Annotated in this window: 19 protein-coding genes and 3 pseudogenes; 9 read left to right on the forward strand and 13 right to left on the reverse strand. The window is 67.7% G+C overall.

All coding sequences use genetic code 11. The features are described from left to right. Nucleotides 1–50 precede the first annotated feature (50 nt). A complete protein-coding gene (locus tag ACQEXA_RS51635; protein ID WP_432922704.1) occupies nt 51–413 on the forward strand; it encodes a hypothetical protein in 363 nt (120 codons plus the stop codon). Nucleotides 414–844: 431 nt separating this feature from the next. Here the strand turns inward: ACQEXA_RS51635 and ACQEXA_RS51640 are convergent, their stop codons facing one another. Together ACQEXA_RS51640 and ACQEXA_RS51645 are read right to left on the reverse strand one after the other, a co-directional pair. Continuing rightward, nucleotides 845–985 (reverse strand): hypothetical protein, encoded by a 141-nt coding sequence (locus tag ACQEXA_RS51640; protein WP_432922699.1) that lies wholly within the window; start codon nt 983–985, stop codon nt 845–847. A gap of 55 nt (nt 986–1,040) precedes the next feature. Beyond that, nucleotides 1,041–1,271 (reverse strand): hypothetical protein, encoded by a 231-nt coding sequence (locus tag ACQEXA_RS51645; protein WP_432922696.1) that lies wholly within the window; start codon nt 1,269–1,271, stop codon nt 1,041–1,043. A 205-nt stretch (nt 1,272–1,476) separates the two neighbouring features. On the opposite strand from ACQEXA_RS51645, the gene ACQEXA_RS51650 reads away from it, so the two are divergent. The 3 genes from ACQEXA_RS51650 (at nt 1,477) to ACQEXA_RS51660 (ending at nt 3,094) form a co-directional block, all read left to right on the forward strand. Next, a complete protein-coding gene (locus tag ACQEXA_RS51650; RefSeq protein WP_433133496.1) occupies nt 1,477–2,247 on the forward strand; it encodes a glucose 1-dehydrogenase in 771 nt (256 codons plus the stop codon). A gap of 104 nt (nt 2,248–2,351) precedes the next feature. Continuing rightward, on the forward strand, nt 2,352–2,549 hold the full coding sequence (locus tag ACQEXA_RS51655) for a hypothetical protein (RefSeq protein ID WP_433133498.1): 198 nt from the start codon (nt 2,352–2,354) through the stop codon (nt 2,547–2,549). Nucleotides 2,550–2,827: 278 nt separating this feature from the next. Next, complete coding sequence (locus ACQEXA_RS51660; RefSeq protein WP_433133500.1) at nt 2,828–3,094, forward strand: hypothetical protein; 267 nt, start codon at nt 2,828–2,830, stop codon at nt 3,092–3,094. 34 nt (nt 3,095–3,128) lie between these two features. On the opposite strand, the gene ACQEXA_RS51665 is transcribed toward ACQEXA_RS51660, so the two are convergent. Next, complete coding sequence (locus ACQEXA_RS51665) at nt 3,129–4,358, reverse strand: IS110 family transposase (RefSeq protein ID WP_432923411.1); 1,230 nt, start codon at nt 4,356–4,358, stop codon at nt 3,129–3,131. A gap of 570 nt (nt 4,359–4,928) precedes the next feature. Between ACQEXA_RS51665 and ACQEXA_RS51670 the strand changes: the two genes are divergently transcribed. From ACQEXA_RS51670 to ACQEXA_RS51680, 3 genes are all read left to right on the forward strand, one after another. Continuing rightward, nucleotides 4,929–6,368 carry an IS701 family transposase gene (locus tag ACQEXA_RS51670; RefSeq protein ID WP_433134792.1) on the forward strand — a complete coding sequence of 480 codons (1,440 nt, stop codon included), beginning with the start codon at nt 4,929–4,931 and terminating at the stop codon, nt 6,366–6,368. Between the two features lie 289 nt (nt 6,369–6,657). Then, nucleotides 6,658–7,746 (forward strand): MBL fold metallo-hydrolase, encoded by a 1,089-nt coding sequence (locus ACQEXA_RS51675; RefSeq protein ID WP_432922681.1) that lies wholly within the window; start codon nt 6,658–6,660, stop codon nt 7,744–7,746. Between the two features lie 492 nt (nt 7,747–8,238). Further along, entirely contained in the window at nt 8,239–8,892 is a 654-nt protein-coding gene (locus ACQEXA_RS51680; RefSeq protein WP_432922678.1) for a sigma-70 family RNA polymerase sigma factor, read from the forward strand. 285 nt (nt 8,893–9,177) lie between these two features. Here the strand turns inward: ACQEXA_RS51680 and ACQEXA_RS51685 are convergent, their stop codons facing one another. The 9 genes and pseudogenes from ACQEXA_RS51685 to ACQEXA_RS51725 all read right to left on the reverse strand — a co-directional run bounded on the left by ACQEXA_RS51685 (nt 9,178) and on the right by ACQEXA_RS51725 (nt 16,417). Continuing rightward, the gene (locus ACQEXA_RS51685) at nt 9,178–9,648 is read right to left on the reverse strand and encodes a hypothetical protein (RefSeq protein WP_432922676.1); all 471 of its coding nucleotides are present in this window, start codon (nt 9,646–9,648) and stop codon (nt 9,178–9,180) included. 568 nt (nt 9,649–10,216) lie between these two features. Then, entirely contained in the window at nt 10,217–10,927 is a 711-nt protein-coding gene (locus ACQEXA_RS51690; RefSeq protein ID WP_432922673.1) for an SRPBCC family protein, read from the reverse strand. After that, nucleotides 10,920–11,501, reverse strand: coding sequence for an ArsR/SmtB family transcription factor (locus ACQEXA_RS51695; RefSeq protein ID WP_432922671.1), 582 nt, complete (start codon nt 11,499–11,501; stop codon nt 10,920–10,922). The genes ACQEXA_RS51690 and ACQEXA_RS51695 overlap by 8 nt, the downstream gene beginning before the upstream one ends. Before the next feature lie 111 nt (nt 11,502–11,612). Next, the gene (locus ACQEXA_RS51700) at nt 11,613–12,029 is read right to left on the reverse strand and encodes a hypothetical protein (protein ID WP_432921454.1); all 417 of its coding nucleotides are present in this window, start codon (nt 12,027–12,029) and stop codon (nt 11,613–11,615) included. 229 nt (nt 12,030–12,258) lie between these two features. Continuing rightward, the gene (locus ACQEXA_RS51705) at nt 12,259–13,488 is read right to left on the reverse strand and encodes an IS110 family transposase (RefSeq protein ID WP_432923411.1); all 1,230 of its coding nucleotides are present in this window, start codon (nt 13,486–13,488) and stop codon (nt 12,259–12,261) included. Between the two features lie 49 nt (nt 13,489–13,537). Beyond that, nucleotides 13,538–14,734, reverse strand: a complete 1,197-nt coding sequence (locus ACQEXA_RS51710; protein WP_432921460.1) for a hypothetical protein — start codon at nt 14,732–14,734, stop codon at nt 13,538–13,540. A gap of 263 nt (nt 14,735–14,997) precedes the next feature. Further along, nucleotides 14,998–15,383 (reverse strand): annotated as a pseudogene (locus ACQEXA_RS51715) (transposase); the annotation flags it as partial. A gap of 25 nt (nt 15,384–15,408) precedes the next feature. Next, a pseudogene (locus tag ACQEXA_RS51720) lies at nt 15,409–15,633 on the reverse strand (nuclear transport factor 2 family protein); the annotation flags it as partial. A 220-nt stretch (nt 15,634–15,853) separates the two neighbouring features. Further along, a complete protein-coding gene (locus ACQEXA_RS51725) occupies nt 15,854–16,417 on the reverse strand; it encodes a YdeI/OmpD-associated family protein (RefSeq protein ID WP_432922662.1) in 564 nt (187 codons plus the stop codon). A gap of 461 nt (nt 16,418–16,878) precedes the next feature. Between ACQEXA_RS51725 and ACQEXA_RS51730 the strand changes: the two genes are divergently transcribed. Continuing rightward, the gene (locus ACQEXA_RS51730) at nt 16,879–18,522 is read left to right on the forward strand and encodes a hypothetical protein (protein WP_432932540.1); all 1,644 of its coding nucleotides are present in this window, start codon (nt 16,879–16,881) and stop codon (nt 18,520–18,522) included. Nucleotides 18,523–18,562: 40 nt separating this feature from the next. On the opposite strand, the gene ACQEXA_RS51735 is transcribed toward ACQEXA_RS51730, so the two are convergent. Continuing rightward, nucleotides 18,563–20,554, reverse strand: coding sequence for an amino acid transporter (locus ACQEXA_RS51735; protein ID WP_432922659.1), 1,992 nt, complete (start codon nt 20,552–20,554; stop codon nt 18,563–18,565). Nucleotides 20,555–20,764: 210 nt separating this feature from the next. Between ACQEXA_RS51735 and ACQEXA_RS51740 the strand changes: the two are divergent. Next, nucleotides 20,765–20,974: pseudogene (locus ACQEXA_RS51740) on the forward strand (YigZ family protein); the annotation flags it as partial. Nucleotides 20,975–21,589 lie beyond the last annotated feature (615 nt).

Consider the following 21,589-nt stretch of genomic DNA (forward strand, 5'->3'; position numbering starts at 1 on the left):
CCGGCTTCGCCGGCGGGCTGTAACACCCCTCCTGGGTTTTGCAGCCGTCTGTGACCGAACAGCCCGGACACCTGCACTTTGAGCTGTCCGGGCTGTTCCTCGCCGACCTCGGCGGTCAACCGCACACCGTCAGCCGCATTGTCCGGTTGACCACCGAGGACGTCATCGACGATGGTGACGCGATCACTGTCCGGCTCGGCGACCCGCCATCGCCCCTGCCCGGTCCTGTCGCTGACCTCGTGCGGGGCTACCTGGCGGAACAGCCCGGCCTCGACCGGGCCAGTAGCCGCAGCACCGTCTGGCTCTTCCCCGGCCGGCAACCCGGGCAGCCGATGCGCCAGGGCAGTCTGTTCGACCAGCTCCGGGCCGCCGGAGTGCCCACCCAGCGAGGCTGGATCGCAGCGATCCGGTAACTCGTGCTCCAAGCCCCCGCTTCCGTCGTCGCCCGGGCACTCGGCTACCACGACAAGACCACCACCCGCCTCGTCGCCGAAGCCGGCGGAACCTGGAGCCGGTACGCCCCGGGCGATCACTAGGCCGCAGTCGCGTGCTTACACAGGATCCGACAAGCCGTGCTTGTCCTCGACATGGACGACACGCAATTCGGTGCCGTCCTGATGGCGCTTGGAACGTCCGCACAGTCCGACAGCGAAGTCCTCTTGACCACTGGGTTCATCGGGCCCGACATACGTGAGGACGTCCTGGCGGTGACCGGTGACCACCCATCCATCGGCACCCTTGACGTTGATCACTCCGAAGTCACCCGCTGGAGAGCCTGCATGAACAGGACCGAACTCACCGAGGATCTTCGTGGCCTGCTCAGCAAGGTCACCATCGGGGGTGGTCAGGTGCCATGTTCGAACAGTACCCACGACTTGCGGGGGTCGGTGAGAAGGCGCTTCCAGGCGTCGACGAGTATCTCGGTGTTCATAGCAAGCATCATGCCGCAGAACACCGACACACAGTCACGGCCGTCTGATGCCATCCACGCATACGCGACACCTCAACATGCGAGCCCACCAGTCAACCGCCGGATCCCGTCAGGCGTTCAAGATCGTCCCATAGCGGGTTTGCGGCGTATCTGGGTCATGCCCCGAGAACTTCTCCCACGCCTTCCGGCCGGCGGCGTAGGGGTCGCGGCTGTGCTGCGGCCGGTTGCCCTCGACGTGCGGGGTCGCGTCGCGGTCGATGTCGGCGAGCCGAGCCTCGGTGGCGGCGTCGAGCTGACGGGGTGTGGTGCTCGGCGTGACCGACAGATACGTGTTCGTCACGCTCTCCCCTGAAGGCCGGTGACTTGCGTGAGAGTCCCAACTCTGTTGCCATGGCACGGACTTGGTGGCACAGGACTGTCAGTGGCGGGGTTACCTTCGTGGATACGCGCGCGCCCCCGGTCGGTGGTGCGTCCGGTTCGCTGACCGGAATTTCCAGAGGGGTATGCGAGGTACCCCTCATCCCCGATAAGGAGTCGAAAGGCACATGGTGGATTCATTGCTGGCGGGCAAGAGCGCGCTCATCACCGGTGCGGCGCAGGGCATCGGCGCAGCGATCGCGCAGTTGTTCGCCGCGCAGGGCGCCCAGGTCGTGATCGCCGACATCAACGAGGACGGGGGGAAGGCAACGGCCGCCGTGATCACCAAGGATGGCGGGGAAGCGCAGTTCGTTCGGGCTGACGTCACCTCGGCGGCCGACCTCGACGCGGCGGTCCAGGCGACGGTTGCCGCCTACGGCAGGCTAGACATCGCGATCAACAACGCGGGCATCGAGGAACAGGGTGGCGCGCCGCTGCACGAGCTCACCGAAGAGACGTGGGACAAGTTGGTTTCGGTGAACCTCAAGGGCGTCTGGCTGTCCATGAAGGCCGAGATCACCCAGATGCTGGCGCAGGGCGGGGGCACGATCGTCAACATGGCTTCCATCGCCGGGATGGTCGGCCTGCCGCTGGGCATCGCTGACTACTCGGCGGCCAAGGGCGGCGTGGTCGCGCTGACGCGCACGGCGGCCATCGAGTACGTCAAGCAGGGCATCCGCATCAACGCCGTGTGCCCGGGTGTCGTCCGCACCGCGCTGCTCGACCAGGCGATCAACGCGGGCATGTTCACCGAACCGGAGGCGGCCGCGCTGCACCCGACCGGTGTGCTGATCAATCCCGAGGACGTCGCCCAGACGTTCCTGTATCTGGCCTCCGACGTGTCCAAGCACGTCACCGGGCACGCCCTGCCGGTCGACGGGGGCATGGCGGCTGGCTGACGCCTGACCCGGCGCTGGCCTGGGCCCGCGAGCACGTTCCCTCCGTCCGCACCGAGGACCATCCGGTCACCGGACATCTGCCGCCGCTGACCACAGTGGAGGAGATGAACCAGGTATTGGCCGCCATCCAGCACCTGACCGCGCACGAGGCCGCTCCCGCCGAGCGGGCCGCGGTCTACGACCGGAAGGCCGCCCAACTGGAGCGCATCGCCGCCGAGGACGACCGACACGAGGCCGCCGAACAGGCCGCCGACGCTCGTGCCCGACCCGCACAGCTCCGGGACCAGGCCGACTTGGGATGAACGCCCTTCCTGAACCTGGACTACCGGACCAGAGCGGTGAAATGCCGCCCTGGCCCGCTGCGTTCATCAACCGCTGCGTCCCTGGCGCTCGGTTAGGTGATCGTTCACGACACCTGCTCCTAGGAGCGGGCCTGCTGGCGCAGCTCCGCCTTGGCCGCCGTTGATCGGCCAGCTGCGTGTGCCAGTACGGATGGGAGGCGAGCCGGCCGGAGAGCTCCTGCAGCCGTCTGCGTAGCGCTGTGCTCTGGGGAGGTCGCCTGGCGAGCGTCCCACCGGAGGTGGAGACGGAGCCGTTCCGGACCGAACCGCTGCCCGAGCAGATGAAAGCAGGGGACATCTGCCGGGTCGGAATGCCGCCGACCGTGGTCCACGTGACGCCTGTGGACCATCACGGCCCTCCGCTGGAGACGGGCTGGCTACCGCGCCCCCGGCTGACCGTGGCCGTGCTGCGCCGTCGCTTGTCCTACCGGACGTTTCCGGACGGCAGCCATTTCGACGGCACGGGTTATTCCATTCATCCGGGCGACAAGACACCGTTCACCTGAAGAGAAAACGGCGTTCAGCAGGTCCTCGACCCGGTCATGGTGTGGCTGGGGCGGGTTCGGCCTGGACGTGGTAGCCGAGGGCTTCGAGTTGGCCGATGAGGCGGCGGGCCTGTCGGGCGGGGTCGTTGCGGCGCAGGAAGTAGTCGCCGCCGAGGTCGTGGTAGGCCTGGTCGCGGGTGAGCATGTGGAAGATCGAGACGAGGATGCTGTGTTCGATCGCCACCAGGGCCTTGGCGTGTCCGAGCCGTGGCCGTAAGCGGGAGTACTGGGCGGCGAGGTAGGTGTTCTTGGTGCGGATGGCGCCCATCGCGGCGTCATGCAGGTAGATCGCGAGCCACTTGGGGCCCTTGCGGGATCTTCCCGAGCGCTTGCGTCCGGCGGACTCGTGGTTGCCAGGGCAGACCGCGGCCCAGGATGCGAAGCGCGACGCGGTACCGAAGACGCTCATGTCCGCACCGAACTCCGCCAGCAGGCCCTGGGCCGTCCGCAGGTCGATGCCCGGGACGGTGTCCAGGAGCTCAACCTGTCGGGCGAAAGGGGCCACCGCCTCTTCGATCTCGGCGCTGAGACGGCCGATGAGTTCGTCGAGGAAGTCCAGCTTGGACAGGACGGCCGCGACGAGCAGCGCGTGGTGTCCGGAGAACCGCGAGGTGAGTGCTTCCCGCAGGGCGGGGAGCTTGGCCCGCAGCCGGCCGATCGCCAGGTCCGCCAGGACCTCGGGGTCGGTGGTGCCGTCGACCAGGGCCTGGAGCATCGCCCGACCGGACTTGCCCAGCACGTCGGAGGCCACACTCGACAGCTTCACGCCGGCGTCCTGCAGGATCTTGTCCAGGCGCTGGGTCTCCCGGGTGCGTTCCTCGATCTGCGCCTTGCGGTAGCGGGTGAGGTTCCTCAGCTCACGGACCGGCTTCGGCGGCACGAACGAGGGACGGACCAGCCCGAACTCGATCAGCTGGCAGATCCACGAGGCATCGGCGACGTCGGTCTTGCGGCCCGGGATGTTGCGCATGTGCCGGGCGTTGAGCAGCCAGACCTCCATGTCGTCCTCGAGCATGTAGTACACGCACTTCCAGTACACCCCGGTCGATTCGATCCCGACGCGGGTGACACCGTGACCGACCAGCCAGTCCCGCAGTACCAGCAGGCCGGGGGTGGTCGTGGCGAAGCTTCCCTGTTCGACGGCCCCTCCGGGGAGGTGCACCTCGGCGACGACCACGTCCTTGTGCACGTCCAAGCCCGCGGGCCGCTTTACGATCCGTTCCACCAAGCCTCCCCTCGCAGTGACCACCAAGACCGTCCGGGAGGGGCTCACATCACGGAGTCTGAAGATCGCGCTCGAAGCGGCAGTTCACGGCGCCCGAGACCCTCACGTCTCGCTTTGAGGCAGGCTCACCCGCGCTAAGGAGAACCGACGTCGGCCGGACAGCACACCCAGTTTTCCCAAGATCATGCCGTCCCGGAAGGGCCCCAGACGCTTTGAGCTGTTGATGCGGCCGTACGCGTTTCTGCGGCCGGGTGACGAGGTCGCCGACGCCGGCGGGCGGGCGTGGCGATTCGACGGACCGTGGGACTGGACCGCCTTCGACGGAGCCGGGCCTGGCGCGGGCCCCGAGTGGCCGCTCGTTCTGCTGACCCGGTCCGGGGCGCCGTGCTCTGCTGCGGATGCGGAGGCAGTGGTCGCGGGGATGGCGACCGGTTCCCACCAGGAGACCGTCCGGCAATGGATGTTTCTCACCGAGGGCGCGCCACGCCCTAGCGGTGATTTGTTGACCTGGGGCGGAACGTGCGGTAGGCCGGTAGGCGGGGGCGATGTTGTTCGGAGGTGGTCGCGATGGTGACCGCGAGGCGTCCGTGCCCGCCGGCGCCGGGGCCGCTGGAGGGCTACGCGGCCCGGTTCGACGACCTGTTCTCGTCGCTGGCGCAGCGGCGCGGGTTTAGGGAGTACCTGACCGGGCTGCTGGCCCCGCGGGACCGGAACAAGACGCTGACCTGCCTGGCCGGGGCGGAGCCGGTCGTGGGGGCCCAGCACCCGGCGGTGCAGCGGCTGCAGTTCTTCCTGTCCGAGTCGACCTGGGACCCTGAGCGGGTCAACGCCCGGCGGCTGGAGCTGCTGCTGCAGGGCGAGGCGACCGCCCCGCACGCCGGCGGGGTGCTGGTCATCGACGACTCCGGGGACCGCAAGGACGGCACTGCCACCGCGCACGTGGGCCGGCAGTGGCTGGGCCGGTACGGCAAGACCGACAACGCCATGGTCACGGTGACCACGCTGTGGGCCGACGAGCGCCTCTACTACCCGCTGCACGCCGTGCCCTACACCCCGGCCCACCACTTCCCGCGGGGGAAGAGCGACCCGGCCTTCCGTACCAAGTGGAAGATTGCCGCCCAACTGGCCTGTCAGGCCAGGTCCTTGGGGATCGCGTTCCGGGCGGCGGTGGCCGACGGCGCCTACGGGGACCTGGACGACTTCCGGTGCGAGCTGCACGCCGCCAAGGTGCCGTTCGTGATGGCCGTCAAGCGCCGCCGCGGGGTGTGGGCCTACGGCGACCAGGCCCGCACCCCGGTGGACGCCGCCCGCGAACTGGCCTGGCACGGCCCCGAGGAGCCCGGCGCCTGGACGCCGGTGGTGCGCACCTTCCGCGACGGGCACACCGCCACCTGGTGGGCCGCCGACGCCACCTTGGGCTTTTGGGGTCCGGACGGCCTGACGCGGCTGGTGGTGGCCACCGCCGATCCGTCCACCCTGCCGGAGAAGGCCACCTGGTACCTGGCCACCGACCTGCCCCGCCCCGGCTCGCCCCGCGCGGCCGAGTCCCCCTATCCGCCCGCGGACCTGGCCGAGGTCGTGCGGATCTACGGGATTCGAAACTGGATCGAGCAGGGCTACAAGCAGGTCAAGGACGAGCTGGGGTGGGCCGACTTCCAGGTGCGCTCCAATGTCGCGATCCGCCGCCACCAGACCCTGGTCAATTGCGCGTTCGCCTTCTGCTGGGAAGCAGGACGCACCAGTGCGGGACCTGAGAGTACGTCAACACTGGTGCCGGAAGCCGACGCTGGAGAGAGGGGGCCCGGCACTGCCGGCCCCGCCCCCACCGCCGTGCTGGCCGAAGGCGATTCGCGCCGTCCGCGGCTGGCTGACCCCGTCGATCGTGCTGCAACGCTGGTGGCGGGCCTGGTCCAACGCGCCCCCTCCACCCGAACTCCAAGCCCTGATCGACGCGGTCACCACCGGACAGACCCTGAACCTCTACCCCCCGAACTAACAAACCACCGCTAGGTGTTCTGTCCACGGAGGTTGGTGACGCAGCTGCACAGAAAGGTGCAGAGACTCCGGGCGTCGCGCTCTGTCCAAGCGCCGCGCTCGAAGCCCCGGGAAGGCGGCGTAGTGCGTTGTGACCCAGGCAGGATTACCAACCCGAGCCATTGTCACCAAAAGTAAAGATTTGACATTTGCAAGAGCCTGGTTGTCACACTCCGTTGGTCTCGTCGGTCCATCCGAAGAAAGGGATTGCCGCCCGCAGCACAAGCCGGCAATGGCCCGTGACTCACGCTCACAAGGACAACACATGACCACTGAGTTCGCAGAGACGAGCGGAACCAACCGTCGCAAGTTCCTGAAACGCGCGTCGGTCGCCGCCGCAGTGCCCGCTGCCGCCTCGCTGCTCGGCGGCCTGTCGGGCACCGCTGCCGCGGCCGACCTGCCGCGCCTTCCCGACTACGCGCCGATCCCCTCCGCATCGGTGGGGCCTGCGCTCAACGCGGACGGCTACTTTGTCGGACAGATCAAGGGCAACCTGTACTGGGTCACCGACTCCGGCTACCAGGCCATGTTCCTCACCACGAGGGACGGCGTCGTGCTCGTCGATGCCCCGCCCACCATCGGGCACAATCTGCTGCGGGCCATCGACGAAGTGACCCGTGCGAACGGCAGGTCCTCCAAGGTCACGCACCTGGTGTACTCCCACTCTCACACCGACCACATCGGAGCTGCCTCCCTGTTCGGCAAGGACGTGGTGCGCATCGGCCACACCGAGAACCGCCGCCTGCTGCGCAGGGACGCCGACCCCAACCGTCCGGCCCCCACGGTGACCTTCGACGACCACTACGTCCTGCATGTCGGCGGCGAGCGCCTCGAACTCGCCTACCACGGCCCGAACCACTCCCCGGACAACATCTTCATCCACGCGCCTGACTACGCCACACTCATGGTGGTCGACGTGTTCTATCCCGGATGGGTGCCCTTCAGGAACCTCGCCCAATCCCAGGACATCCCCGACTGGATCAAGGCCCACGACATCGCCATGGACTACCCCTGGCGAACCTACGTCGGCGGACACCTCGGCCGCCTCGGAGTCCGTGCCGACGGCAACATCCAAAAGCAGTACGTCGCCGACCTCCTGGCCAGCACCCGCGCCGCCTCTGCCTCGGTCGACCCCACCCCCTACTACGAGAAGTACGGGCCGACCGGCAACTCCTGGGCCATCTTCAAGGCTTACCTCGACGCCGTCGCCGAGGCAGCCGCCGCACCTGTCGCCGCCAAGTACACAGGCGTCCTCGCTGCCGCAGACGTCCTCACCGTCGACAACGCCGCCGCCATGCTCAATTCACTGCGTATCGACTTCGGCGAGCTCGGCCCCTTCGGTATCCGGCCGTAAAAGCCTGTCACTGGTAGTCGACGGTTCTGCAGAACCGTATCGAGAACTCTCACTGTCTGTCGGCGCCAAGGGTGGCTAACTATTGTCACATTTAGCGTCCCATTGGCCCGCAAGTGACAGCTTCCGTAAGAGAACAGAGGAGCCGTTACCTCAGCGCACACGCACCGCTCCCACTGGGTTTGTCGGGTCGCTGTCGTCACAGGCGGCACCGGGGCCATCGGTGGAGCCATCGTCGGCACTCTGGCGGGGAGCGGCCATGTCGGGTGGGTTCTGGACCGCGCCGGCGACATCACCTGCGACCTGTCCAGCGCCCAGGACGTGGCGTGCTGCAGCACGCCACGTCCTGACCGAGAACGACCGAGCACTGTTCAGGGCCTGACTTCCCTCCCGACATCGCACGAGAAAGATGCGCGCGTGAGCAGTCGCATACCACGAGACGTCTTGCCGCATCAGGATCGACGCATCCCTGTCGCTGATAGCACGGACCACGAGATGGCCGCTCCGGCGAACGCCGGCACTTTGAACGGCCCTCCCACCGCCGCGGCGGATGCAGCCGAACTCGTCGCGCTCTTCAACCGTGTGACCATGCCGTTCATCGACCGGTTGTACGCGGCCGCGGTACAGCTGACCCGCGATCGCCGCGACGCCGAGGCCCTGCTTCAGGAGACCTACCTCAGGGCTTTCGACGCCTTCGGGTCATTGGCCTGGCAGACAGATCCCAGGATGTGGCTGTTCCGGGTCCTGGCCGACACCGCGCTCGATGCCCGTGGTGAGCGACAGCGTCCGATGCGCTCGGGCTCTCCGACGCGACGCCCCGTCGGCCGGTTGCCGGACACAGAACGCCCGACCTTGCATGTTCCCGAGACCGCCCAGTCGGAGGCTGTGGGCCGGCTGTCGGAGCATGCGGTGAAAGTCGCGCTGCAGCGACTCCCGCGGAAGCTCGCCATCGTTGTATACCTGGCCTTCGTTGAAGACTTCTCTCACGTGGAGATCGCGGAGATCCTGAGCATCCCACCCAGCACCGCGAAATCCCGGTTGCACTATGGGCGACGGTGTCTGCACGGGCTGCTTACCGACGCCGCACGCCAGCGCGGGCTCCTGTCCCGCACGATCAATGGCTCCGTCGAAGGCTCGGTTGCGCCGTGAGGCGCTGCAATCCGCGCGCGGGTGTGAGGCCCACTCCGTCGTCTCGTCGCGGCCAGACAGCGGTGCAGGAACTGTCACGCTTCCGCGGGCCTTGGCGCTCTGCCAGGGGCCTAGTCGTTTGTGCTCCCCGTCAACTTGGTCCGGCGGCGTGGGGCTCGTTCTGCGGCGAGTAGGCGCGAGGTTGCTCCGCGCGCTGTCGAGCGCGGCGACCATCTGCGTACGGGTTTGCTCGAAATGGGGTTCCACCTCGACGCCGAGGTCATGTCGCAGCGTGACCCGCGCCAGCTACACGCCATCCGAGAGCGGGCCGCTGAACCATGTCTTCGCCCGCTCATACGTTCCGTCCGAGGTGCTCGGCAACTGCTTGACGACTGAGTAACCGACTCCGAGCGCCCTGTTGAGCTTCGAGGCTACCTGCAGGACATCCTTCGCCAGTGCCACCTGCGCCTGAGAGTACTGCTCGCCGCCGGCATCCTTTGCGGCGTCAAGGACTGCCAGGTTGACGCTTTCACCGCGCTCGGCTGCGCGGACGGCGTTTTGGGCGGCGACCCGGTAGGCGCGAGCTGCGGTGTTCAGACGGGCGTAGAGATCACGCTTGGTTTGCAGCGCTTGCTCGTTGCGCTCCTGCTCCCTTTCACGATCCGCGCGCTGGTTCTGCTCTGCCGCTTCAGCACGGCTGGCGCGCTGGCTGAGCACTGCCCCACTCAGCGTTCCCCCGACGCTGAGGAGCGCAACGGCAAGCGTGGTCACATCCACGAGATCCCCCCAGCTCGCCCATTCACCTGCCCGTGGGCGGAGCCTGAAGACGGCATGACGGGCCCCTACGACATGGTCATGATCCCCACCCTCGCCATACGGTCCACGACCGGAACGACGAAGAGCAGCACTGCTCGGCTCCAAGGAGCCACATCACCTGCGGCGATGCTCCAAGATCCCGTCCACACACCTCGTCCCCCTCGAACTCGGCGGCGCGCCCCGTGCCACCGGCAACCTGTGGCCCGAGCCCTACTCCGGCTCCCGGACCGCGCACTCCAAGGACGGTGTGGAGACCAAGCTGAAGAACACTGTCTGCGCCGGCACCACCACCCTGTCCGCCGCCCGCAGCGCCATCAAGAACAACTGGACCACGGCCCTGCAGGTCACCGGAATCGGCTGACCCTGCCAGCCGCCGGGGCATCCGGTCCACACGGGCTGGATGCCCCGGCAGCAAGCGGTTGTGGCACGGGCATCTTCTGATCCGTAGCTCTACAGAGAACGGTCATTGAAGGTCATACAGATTGCCGGAAAGCCCACTGTCGATCTTCGCGTGTGTGGCTGACGGGGGTTATTTGCCACCTGGGAAGCGTTCCGTCCACCAGGTCCGCCAGCGGGAGTCGAGGTCGGCGAGGTGGGTGTCGTCGAGGTGATAGGTGCTCAGGATTGCCATGGCCGCGCCCTTCGGCTTGCTGGGTGTCGGGTCCTTGCTGGACACGATGAGCAGACCGTTGCCCCAGGCGTCGACGGTGATGCCGAGTTGGTGGTCGGAGCGGTACCACATCTCGCCTGCGACGTCCTCGCCGAGCAGATTCATCTGGAACGGCGTGCCCGCGGCGATGTGTGCGAGATTGAGTGCGTTGATGAGGTGTACCGCGTTGTCGTTGCCGCCCACGAAACTGAGTGTGCGGCGGACGGCGCCGGGTTGGCGCTCGACGGCGAACCGCAGCTGGTGCATGAAGGTGATCCAGCCTTCGGTGACGTCCTCGTAGTAGGCGTCCCAGTCCGGGTTGTCACCGCGTGGGGCGCGGGTGAGCGTGACCCGGGTGCCCTCGCCGTGCGGTTCGAGCCTGAATTCGTCACCTCCGTGCAGTCTCAACGTGCGTGTGGAGACGTCCTCCACGGTCTCGGTGAAGAAGATCAGGTCGATCTCGCCGTCCAGGCCGTCGTAGTCCCAGCCGAGCCAGTGGCGGATCTTGTCCTTGTCCCGCAACGCGTCCCACACCACGTCCACGGGCGCCGCGATGGTGACCTCGATCCGCGGCTGTGTGTCGTCACTCATCCGATTTTCCTTGTGTCACGGCGGGAGCCGGGTGTCCGAGGGCGACCATCCGGTACGGGCGGCCGTCGGCGCAGTCGTAGCGCTCGACCACCTGCCGCACTGCGGCCGCCAGCTCTTCGGTGAAGGCGTGCACGTCGCTTGGCTGGGCGAACCGCACCTCGGTCTCCAGCGTGAAGGTGAGCAGGCGCTTGTCCGCCCGCGCGGCCCCGGCCTGCATACGCGCGACGTCCCGCACGGTGGTGGCGGCCACGCCGACCAGGTGCTCGGCCGCGTACTGGTCGTGGATCTTGGTGAACTCCCCGGTCACAACGGTCGGGTCCACGACGAGCGCGCCTGGCCGGGTGCGCAGGATCCGCTCGATGAAGCCGCGCCGCGGCCGTTCCTCGACCAGCTCGACCAGCCCGGCCTTCTCCAGCGCCTTCAAGTGGTAGTTCAGCCGCTGTCTGGACAGCTCCAGCTCGGTGGCGAGCTGGCTGGCCGAGCTGGGTGTGCGCAGGCGCTTGAGCAGGTCGCGGCGCACCGGCGACAGCGCGACGCGCACCCTGTCCGGCGAGTCGACGTAGGTGATGGTCACATCCCCATCCTTTCAATGGAAAAATTTTTTTGTCAATTAGATCACCCACAGGCACCGGAGTGGATACCTAGGTCTCCTTGGTGGTCAGAACACGTGCACTTTGCTTGAGTTTCATCCGGCTTTGAGTCGGGCGGTGCGGGTGTAGTGCGCGACGGACTTGTCGATCACGGCGAGGGCGTCGCGCAGCGGTGGGGGTGCGGGTGGGGTGTTGGCTGCCAGCAGGGGTCGTAACAGCCGGTCGTGGACCTTGGTGTAGAAGATCGCGACTCGTTGGCCGTCGTCGGTCAGCACGTAGGTGTTGGTGTGCTCCAGGCGGCGGATCAGTCCGTTGCGGCGTAGCCGGGCAAGGTCGTAGCCCATCTGATTGGTCGAGTATGGGGTGCCCAGCAGGGCGCTCACCTGGGCGCGAAGGCTCCGGTTGGTGAACCCGACGACGGTGGTTAGCAGGATGGACAGGGCGCCGGCCAGGGCCATGACCCGGGGGTCGCCGAACCGCAGGGCCGGGGCCCTCCTGCCGTCGGTGGTCACCGAGGGCAGCGCGACCCGCTCAAAGGCTGGGCTCGCAAGGACGCAGCCCTGGCCGACGCGTTCAGCGTGCAGCAGTCGGGCGTTGACGGCACGGGCTTTGGTCTGAAGTTCCTCGAGGTGGTCCAGGCGGCGCAGGACTGCGAGGTCCTTCGGGGAGTTGACGACGGTCTCGATGCGCAGTGCCCGGCCTTCTGAAGAGAAAACGGCGTTCAGCAGGTCCTCGACCCGGTCATGGTGTGGCTGGGGCGGGTTCGGCCTGGACGTGGTAGCCGAGGGCTTCGAGTTGGCCGATGAGGCGGCGGGCCTGTCGGGCGGGGTCGTTGCGGCGCAGGAAGTAGTCGCCGCCGAGGTCGTGGTAGGCCTGGTCGCGGGTGAGCATGTGGAAGATCGAGACGAGGATGCTGTGTTCGATCGCCACCAGGGCCTTGGCGTGTCCGAGCCGTGGCCGTAAGCGGGAGTACTGGGCGGCGAGGTAGGTGTTCTTGGTGCGGATGGCGCCCATCGCGGCGTCATGCAGGTAGATCGCGAGCCACTTGGGGCCCTTGCGGGATCTTCCCGAGCGCTTGCGTCCGGCGGACTCGTGGTTGCCAGGGCAGACCGCGGCCCAGGATGCGAAGCGCGACGCGGTACCGAAGACGCTCATGTCCGCACCGAACTCCGCCAGCAGGCCCTGGGCCGTCCGCAGGTCGATGCCCGGGACGGTGTCCAGGAGCTCAACCTGTCGGGCGAAAGGGGCCACCGCCTCTTCGATCTCGGCGCTGAGACGGCCGATGAGTTCGTCGAGGAAGTCCAGCTTGGACAGGACGGCCGCGACGAGCAGCGCGTGGTGTCCGGAGAACCGCGAGGTGAGTGCTTCCCGCAGGGCGGGGAGCTTGGCCCGCAGCCGGCCGATCGCCAGGTCCGCCAGGACCTCGGGGTCGGTGGTGCCGTCGACCAGGGCCTGGAGCATCGCCCGACCGGACTTGCCCAGCACGTCGGAGGCCACACTCGACAGCTTCACGCCGGCGTCCTGCAGGATCTTGTCCAGGCGCTGGGTCTCCCGGGTGCGTTCCTCGATCTGCGCCTTGCGGTAGCGGGTGAGGTTCCTCAGCTCACGGACCGGCTTCGGCGGCACGAACGAGGGACGGACCAGCCCGAACTCGATCAGCTGGCAGATCCACGAGGCATCGGCGACGTCGGTCTTGCGGCCCGGGATGTTGCGCATGTGCCGGGCGTTGAGCAGCCAGACCTCCATGTCGTCCTCGAGCATGTAGTACACGCACTTCCAGTACACCCCGGTCGATTCGATCCCGACGCGGGTGACACCGTGACCGACCAGCCAGTCCCGCAGTACCAGCAGGCCGGGGGTGGTCGTGGCGAAGCTTCCCTGTTCGACGGCCCCTCCGGGGAGGTGCACCTCGGCGACGACCACGTCCTTGTGCACGTCCAAGCCCGCGGGCCGCTTTACGATCCGTTCCACCAAGCCTCCCCTCGCAGTGACCACCAAGACCGTCCGGGAGGGGCTCACATCACGGAGTCTGAAGATCGCGCTCGAAGCGGCAGTTCACGGCGCCCGAGACCCTCACGTCTCGCTTTGAGGCAGGCTCACCCGCGCTAAGGAGAACCGACGTCGGCCGGACAGCACACCCAGTTTTCCCAAGATCATGCCGTCCCGGAAGGGCCCCAGACGCTTTGAGGTACTGCTTGATCCTGGAGTGCTTGTAGAATAGGTTGACCGTGACGTCGACGCCGCGGGTGACCACCTTGGTGGCGAACCCGGTCTGGGTGTCCGAGCGGATGCGTCGGTCGAAGATGTAGGAGATCTCGTCCGGGCGGCCCAGTCCGAGGTTGTCGCTGACCAGGGCGTCGAAGAACGTTCGAGCGTTGCGGGGTGCGTCGAAGACCAGGGTGCGCGAGACCTCGATCTGCCGCATGGACAGCTCCCACCAGTAGCCGCCGTCGCGTTCGCGTGGACCGAAGGGCAGGGGCAGTTGGGCCATCCAGCGCTCGAAGAACACGGCGATGGCGCCGGAGTCCAGCCGGTCGCAGATCGCCTGTAGTCCGGGCGTATCGCCGCAGGAGGCGAACCCGTTGGACAGGGCCGTGAACGCGATCCCGGCTTGGGCGGCCTGCTGTTTGGCCCACTCGTGGCCGTTGACCCACACCTTGATCGGGTAAGGGAAGTAGGAGCAGATCTTGATGAACGCCGGGCCGAAGTCGGAGTCCCACAGGTAGAAGTAGAAGCAGGTCACCCGCCGGTCAGCCTTGTCGAAACCGAAGCACACGGCTCCGGGTGTGGTAGCCCGGTCGTAGCCGGTGAACACCCGTTGGAACTCTTGGGCCACGCCGATCGCGACCACCTGTGGGCGACCGGACGCCTGCGCGGCGGCCAGGTACGGCTTCATCACGTCGGCCTTGCGGGCGTCCTTCGCGAAGCGGACCACCGGGATGTGCTCGTCGCGGGCAAAGCGGGCCACTGCCGCGCGGAAGCGGTCGCCGATCTGCCCCAGCAGTGCCGGCGAGGGGACCGGGTGACCCAAGTGCCCGGTGAGGAACGTCACCACCTGGCCGCCGACTTGAAGGTTCGGCACATAGCCGTTGAGGTAGATCCGGTCCAGGCACTCCAGATCGAGCGCGACATGTCCGTCGAGTACGTCGTGGACGGTGACTGCTCCGGCTGCGTTGCCCGCTGCGATCGCCCTGCGCGCCTGTGCACCAGCCGTCACCCTGACCACCGCCCAACCGAGCACACGAACCAGCTGCTCGCAGCGTCCACCCACCCACCGCGGCTGTCATTCGAACGCCCGGACACCCACCTCGGCGGTCCGAGGCTGGCCTCACTGGGAGCGCGTCTCAGTAAGGGACAAACGGCTCGCGGTCGGTGGTGGGCGGAATCGGTCGTCGTCGGCCGCGTGGTGCGGGCGTGTCGGTGCTGGCGGCGGCGTCCTGGGGGCTGGGATCGGCGCCAAGGGGTGCCCACCGGGGCCGGTCAGGCGAGTGCCGCGGTGAGTCCGGCGGTCCCGGTGTAGCGGAAGATCTTGCGGAGGTTGTGGCAGGCGGCGAGCAGGCGCCATTCGCCTCGGGCCCCGTCCTCGCCGCGCAGGAGTAGCTGGCGGCCGTACTGGCAGGTCATGATCTGGCCGAAGACGGGTTCGACGATGGCTTTGCGGCCGCTGTAGGCGGCCCGTCCGGACTTGGTCCGCAGCTTGCGGGCCATGCGCTCCTTCAATGCAGCGTCCTTGGGGATGAGTCCGCGGGTGCGGACGGGACCTATTCGTCGTGGGCGAGTCGGCCGGCAGCCATGAATGTGTCGGTGCCGCAGGCAAGTTGGCGCTCTTTGGCGGCTTCCAGGTTGGCCTCGGAGCAGTAGCCAGCGGTTGAGGGAAGATATGCCCCACAGCTCGGCGATGCGGCCGTCCTGTACCCGGAAGATCTCCATGATCGAGGGGGGAGCCTGTTCCTCAACACCCGCCGGGATGCCGTGCAGGGTCGTGCGGACTGCGGCTTTGTCTACGTCCACGAGCACCTCCTCGACGATGACCTGGATGTCGGGAAACGTGGTGTGGAGCCCGCTCCACACCTTCAAAACGCTGTCGACGCCAACGGTGCCCAGAGGGTTACTCACGAAGTCGTGGAGAAGATCGTCTCTCCCGCAGTGAGGTCACTGGCGTTGAACGCCTCATACATGCGCTGAGCGATGACTCTTACGTCGTCTGTCATCTCGCGCTTCCTGTCCGGAACATGGGTGTGGATCCGCTTATGAGAAGAACGGGAGCGGACCTGCGCGAGTCGAGCGGTCCGGGGCCGGTGCTCCGTGACTGCCGAAGCGGCCCAGGGCGGTGGCCTCAGGGGTAGAGCTTCTTCTGCTCGGCCAGCATCGCTACATACTTCTCAATCCGTCGCACCCGGGTCTCGGGCTTCTTGACGTCCTGGACGCGGTACAGGATCGCGTAGCGGTTCTGGCCGTCCAGCGTCGCGAAGAACTCCGCCGCGGCCGGGTTCGCCGCGAGGGCCTCGGCCAGATCGTCCGGCACCGAGGCGCTCTTCGCCCCGTCGTACGCGGCGTCCCAACGGCCATCCGCCTTGGCCAGCTCGACCTCGGCCAGCCCGGCCGGCTGCATGCGCCCCTGTTCGAGTAGGGCCGCGACCTTATCGCGGTTTATCTTCGACCACTTGCTCTTCGGCCTGCGTGGCGTGAAGCGCTGCAGCCAGTTCCAGTCGTCGAACTTGCCCTTCTGCCCGTCGATCCAGCCGTAGCAAAGTGCCACATCGAGGGCCTGCGCGTAGTCCAGCGCCACGACACCGCGGACCTTCTTCCTGAGCTTCAGCCAGATCCCGGGAGAGGAGGAGTGGTGTTCACTCAGCCAGGACTCGAAGGCCTCGGCGGATTCGAACGAAATGATTTCCAAGTCGTCAGCCACCTCAGCAGTGAACCACGCGCCAGCTGATCGTCATGGCGCATTCGCACGGCCGTGGAGTGATGACCACCCGGTCCGGGCCGAGATGCTGCAACACGCTCCGGTTCTGCCGTGTGTAGGTGCCCTTCGCGCAGCAACCTACGCCGCACCGCCAAAGCGGCTACCAGCCAACCCTGATGCGGTCAAGCGCCTAGAACCGCTCGTCCATCCCCGCCGCACCACTGCGTCGTCCCGACCGGCTCGAACTCGAACACTCCATCCCCACCACGCACACCGAGATCATCCCGCACGAACGATCACGAACCCCATGAGTACTGCTTACTGACCCGCGCTCCCAGTGAGGCCAGCCTCGGACCGCCGAGGTGGGTGTCCGGGCGTTCGAATGACAGCCGCGGTGGGTGGGTGGACGCTGCGAGCAGCTGGTTCGTGTGCTCGGTTGGGCGGTGGTCAGGGTGACGGCTGGTGCACAGGCGCGCAGGGCGATCGCAGCGGGCAACGCAGCCGGAGCAGTCACCGTCCACGACGTACTCGACGGACATGTCGCGCTCGATCTGGAGTGCCTGGACCGGATCTACCTCAACGGCTATGTGCCGAACCTTCAAGTCGGCGGCCAGGTGGTGACGTTCCTCACCGGGCACTTGGGTCACCCGGTCCCCTCGCCGGCACTGCTGGGGCAGATCGGCGACCGCTTCCGCGCGGCAGTGGCCCGCTTTGCCCGCGACGAGCACATCCCGGTGGTCCGCTTCGCGAAGGACGCCCGCAAGGCCGACGTGATGAAGCCGTACCTGGCCGCCGCGCAGGCGTCCGGTCGCCCACAGGTGGTCGCGATCGGCGTGGCCCAAGAGTTCCAACGGGTGTTCACCGGCTACGACCGGGCTACCACACCCGGAGCCGTGTGCTTCGGTTTCGACAAGGCTGACCGGCGGGTGACCTGCTTCTACTTCTACCTGTGGGACTCCGACTTCGGCCCGGCGTTCATCAAGATCTGCTCCTACTTCCCTTACCCGATCAAGGTGTGGGTCAACGGCCACGAGTGGGCCAAACAGCAGGCCGCCCAAGCCGGGATCGCGTTCACGGCCCTGTCCAACGGGTTCGCCTCCTGCGGCGATACGCCCGGACTACAGGCGATCTGCGACCGGCTGGACTCCGGCGCCATCGCCGTGTTCTTCGAACGCTGGATGGCCCAACTGCCCCTGCCCTTCGGTCCACGCGAACGCGACGGCGGCTACTGGTGGGAGCTGTCCATGCGGCAGATCGAGGTCTCGCGCACCCTGGTCTTCGACGCACCCCGCAACGCTCGAACGTTCTTCGACGCCCTGGTCAGCGACAACCTCGGACTGGGCCGCCCGGACGAGATCTCCTACATCTTCGACCGACGCATCCGCTCGGACACCCAGACCGGGTTCGCCACCAAGGTGGTCACCCGTGGCGTCGACGTCACGGTCAACCTGTTCTACAAGCACTCCAGGATCAAGCAGTACCTCAAAGAAGGCCGGGCACTGCGCATCGAGACCGTCGTCAACTCCCCGAAGGACCTCGCAGTCCTGCGCCGCCTGGACCACCTCGAGGAACTTCAGACCAAAGCCCGTGCCGTCAACGCCCGACTGCTGCACGCTGAACGCGTCGGCCAGGGCTGCGTCCTTGCGAGCCCAGCCTTTGAGCGGGTCGCGCTGCCCTCGGTGACCACCGACGGCAGGAGGGCCCCGGCCCTGCGGTTCGGCGACCCCCGGGTCATGGCCCTGGCCGGCGCCCTGTCCATCCTGCTAACCACCGTCGTCGGGTTCACCAACCGGAGCCTTCGCGCCCAGGTGAGCGCCCTGCTGGGCACCCCATACTCGACCAATCAGATGGGCTACGACCTTGCCCGGCTACGCCGCAACGGACTGATCCGCCGCCTGGAGCACACCAACACCTACGTGCTGACCGACGACGGCCAACGAGTCGCGATCTTCTACACCAAGGTCCACGACCGGCTGTTACGACCCCTGCTGGCAGCCAACACCCCACCCGCACCCCCACCGCTGCGCGACGCCCTCGCCGTGATCGACAAGTCCGTCGCGCACTACACCCGCACCGCCCGACTCAAAGCCGGATGAAACTCAAGCAAAGTGCACGTGTTCTGACCACCAAGGAGACCTAGCCGACGTGGACCCGGGGACGGCGCCTCGGATCGGGTTCGGCGCGGCGCAGCACCTCGCGCGTGACCGGGGCGACCTCGCCGTCCCCGAACACCAGGAAGCGCAGCAAGTGGCTGATCGGACCGCCCTCGGTCCAGTTGAAGTAGGCGTGCGGCACCTCGCCGGTGCGTTCGCGCAGCTCCATCAGGACGGCCGCGATGGTGTTGGGCACCGTCGCGCCCGTCACACGCAGCCTGCGCACCCCGTGCTTCTCGTCGCCGTGGACGGCCAGATCGGCGGTGAAGTCCGAGGAGTCGGTGACGAAGACCTCCAGGAACAGCACCTGGCGCCCGTCCGGAATATGGGTCTGCTCGCGCTGGCTGTACTCCTTGGCGCGGTACTCCCTGGTGGTGTGCTCCTGCGGTTCGTTGGCGATGAGCCGCAACGGCCCACTGATTGCGGCCTCGTCGATGAACCGGGACGCCACCTCGTCGAAGGTGACGGTCGCCGCACGCAGTTCGAAGGCGCGGTGCACACGTGAGGCGAACGATGTGACCAGGATCGCGACGATGAAGATCAGCGCGATCTTGATGCCGTCGGGTCGCTCGATCACGTTGGTCACCAGGGTGTACGCCAGGATCGCGGTGATCGCCCCGAAGCCGAGCGTGGCGGCCCGCCGTCCGCTCCGGTGCACGGCGACCGTCGAGGCGAACGCCGCGGAGAACATCAGGACGAGGACCCCCGTCGCATACGCACCGCTCTGCTCGTCGACGTTCGCCTTGAACCAAAGCGTGATGAGGACCGCGGCCGTCATGAAGGCCAGAACGAGGGGGCGTACGGCGCGGGCCCACTCCGGGGCCATGCCGTAGCGCGGCCGGTAGCGCGGCACGAGGTTGAGCAGACCGGCCATCGCCGAGGCACCCGCGAACCAGAGGATCGCGATGGTCGAGATGTCGTAGACCGTGCCGAACGCCCCGCCCAGCTGCTGGTGAGCGAGATACGCAAGCGCGCGTCCGTTGGCCGGGCCGCCGCTCTTGAAGGCGTCCTGCGGGATCAGGATCGTCGTCGCCAGGCTCGACAGCAGCAGGAGACAGCTCATGATCACGGCTGCGGTGGTGAGCAGCTTGCGCGTGTCGCGGATGCGGCCGGCCGGGTCCGCATACGTATCCGTCGGATCGCCCTTGACCTGCGGCATCACCGCCACGCCCGTTTCGAAGCCGGACATCCCGAGCGCCAGCTTCGGGAAGACGAGCAGCGCCACGCCGATCATCGCGAGCGGTGAGGAGTGCTCGGCGCTCATCGTGTGTGTCCAGCCGCCGATCCGCACTGGATGACTCAGTACCTCCCAGGCGGAGACGGCCAGCACGACGACGTTGAGGGCGAGGTACGTGGTCACCAGGACCACCGCGATGCCGATGGCCTCCTTGAACCCCTTCACGAAGACGGCGCCGAGCGCGGCGACCAGAAAGAGGGTGATCCAGGTGTTCCCGCCGTGCATCCACTGCGGAGCGAAGGGATTCGCCACCACGTGCGCGGCGGAGTCCGCGGCCGACAGAGTGACCGTGATCATGTAGTCGGTGGCCGCGAAGCCGAGCAGGACGAGGACGAAGAGCTTCCCCGCCCACCAGGGCAGCAACCGCTCCAGCATGGCGATGGAGCCCTCGCCGTGGGGGCTCTCATGGGCGACCCGGCGGTAGACCGGGAGCGCGCCGAGGAGGGTGAGCGCGATCAGCACGAGCGTCGCGAGAGGTGACAGGAGCCCGGCCGCGAGCGCGGCGATACCGGGCTGGTAGCCGAGGGTGGAGAAGTAGTCGACGCCAGTCAGACACATGACCCGCCACCAGGGGCGGCCCTCGTGCTCGGCGTCCGGGGCGGCGTACGGGCCCGGGTGCCGGGCCGTTTGCTCGCTGAGGCCCTCCAGGAGCCAGGCCCGCGCTCGGGCCTTGGCGGTGGAGGGCCGTGAATGGTGGGACTCGGCGGCGTCCGGGCTCTCCACCTGGGTGCCGGTCATGCTGCGCTCTCCCTGCGATCGGTTCGGGCGGCCAGGCTTGGCATACCCCTGGCCTGGGCCTTCGGACGGCGCGGGGCGCTTGGATACCGATGCCCGAGTATCCACCACGCGCCCCTGTGCGCCGACGGCGGGGCCGCGCGACCCATGCAGTCCCGCCGCCGGGCCGCGGCCCTGGCGCGGCGTCCGCGCCGACGCCGCATACGCTGGCCGATGCAGGAGGAGTACCGCACCGTCGCCCGCGCGGGCGTGCACGATACCGAGGTCAACCGCTCCCGTTTCCTGTGCGCCCTCGCCCCGGCCGCCACCGAGCAGGAGGAGCAGGACTTCATCGCTGGCGTCCGCAAGGAGCACGCCGACGCGACCCACAACTGCTACGCGTACGTCATCGGTGCCGACGTCGCCGTCCAGAAGGCGAGCGACGCCTACGTGTGGCGGGAGATCGCCCGTTCCGGTCTGCCGTACCACCCCGCCTACGACTGGGGTAACCGACGCCTGTCCTGCGTGCTCTGTGCCCTGGGCTGCAACGGCGACCTGGTGAACGGCGTGCGGCAGGTTCCGACGCTGGCTGCCGCCGACGCGGAGACCGAGCCCGCCCTGTCCGTGGGCGCTCTCACGGTCGCGCCCGACGGCTCGCTGTGGCTGGCCACCGGCGAGGCCACCACCGCCTCCGACAACTACCTGGGCAGCGGCGTCTACCGTCTAGCGGACCCGGTCACCGGTACCTTCAGCGAGAGCGACAAGGTGGGCGGTACGGAGCTGGACTCCGCCTCCATCCACACCGTCACCTTCGACAAGGCCGCCGGGTACGTCTTTGCGGCTTCCTCGCACGGCCTCTTCCGGCGTCCGGTGTCGGCCGGCCAGTCCACCGCCTGGACCAAGGTCCTGGCGCCTTGCGCGGGCGTCGGCATCAGCGGCGTGAGTTGCGGGGTGGACAGCCACTACGCGGACATCGCCAACGACATCGCCGTGCAGCCCGGCAGTGATGGAACCAAGCTGCTGGCCAACGTGGCCTGGCGCAGCGGCGCCGACTACAAC

The sequence above is a fragment of the Streptomyces sp. CA-106110 genome (assembly GCF_050936285.1).
Taxonomy (GTDB): domain Bacteria; phylum Actinomycetota; class Actinomycetes; order Streptomycetales; family Streptomycetaceae; genus Streptomyces.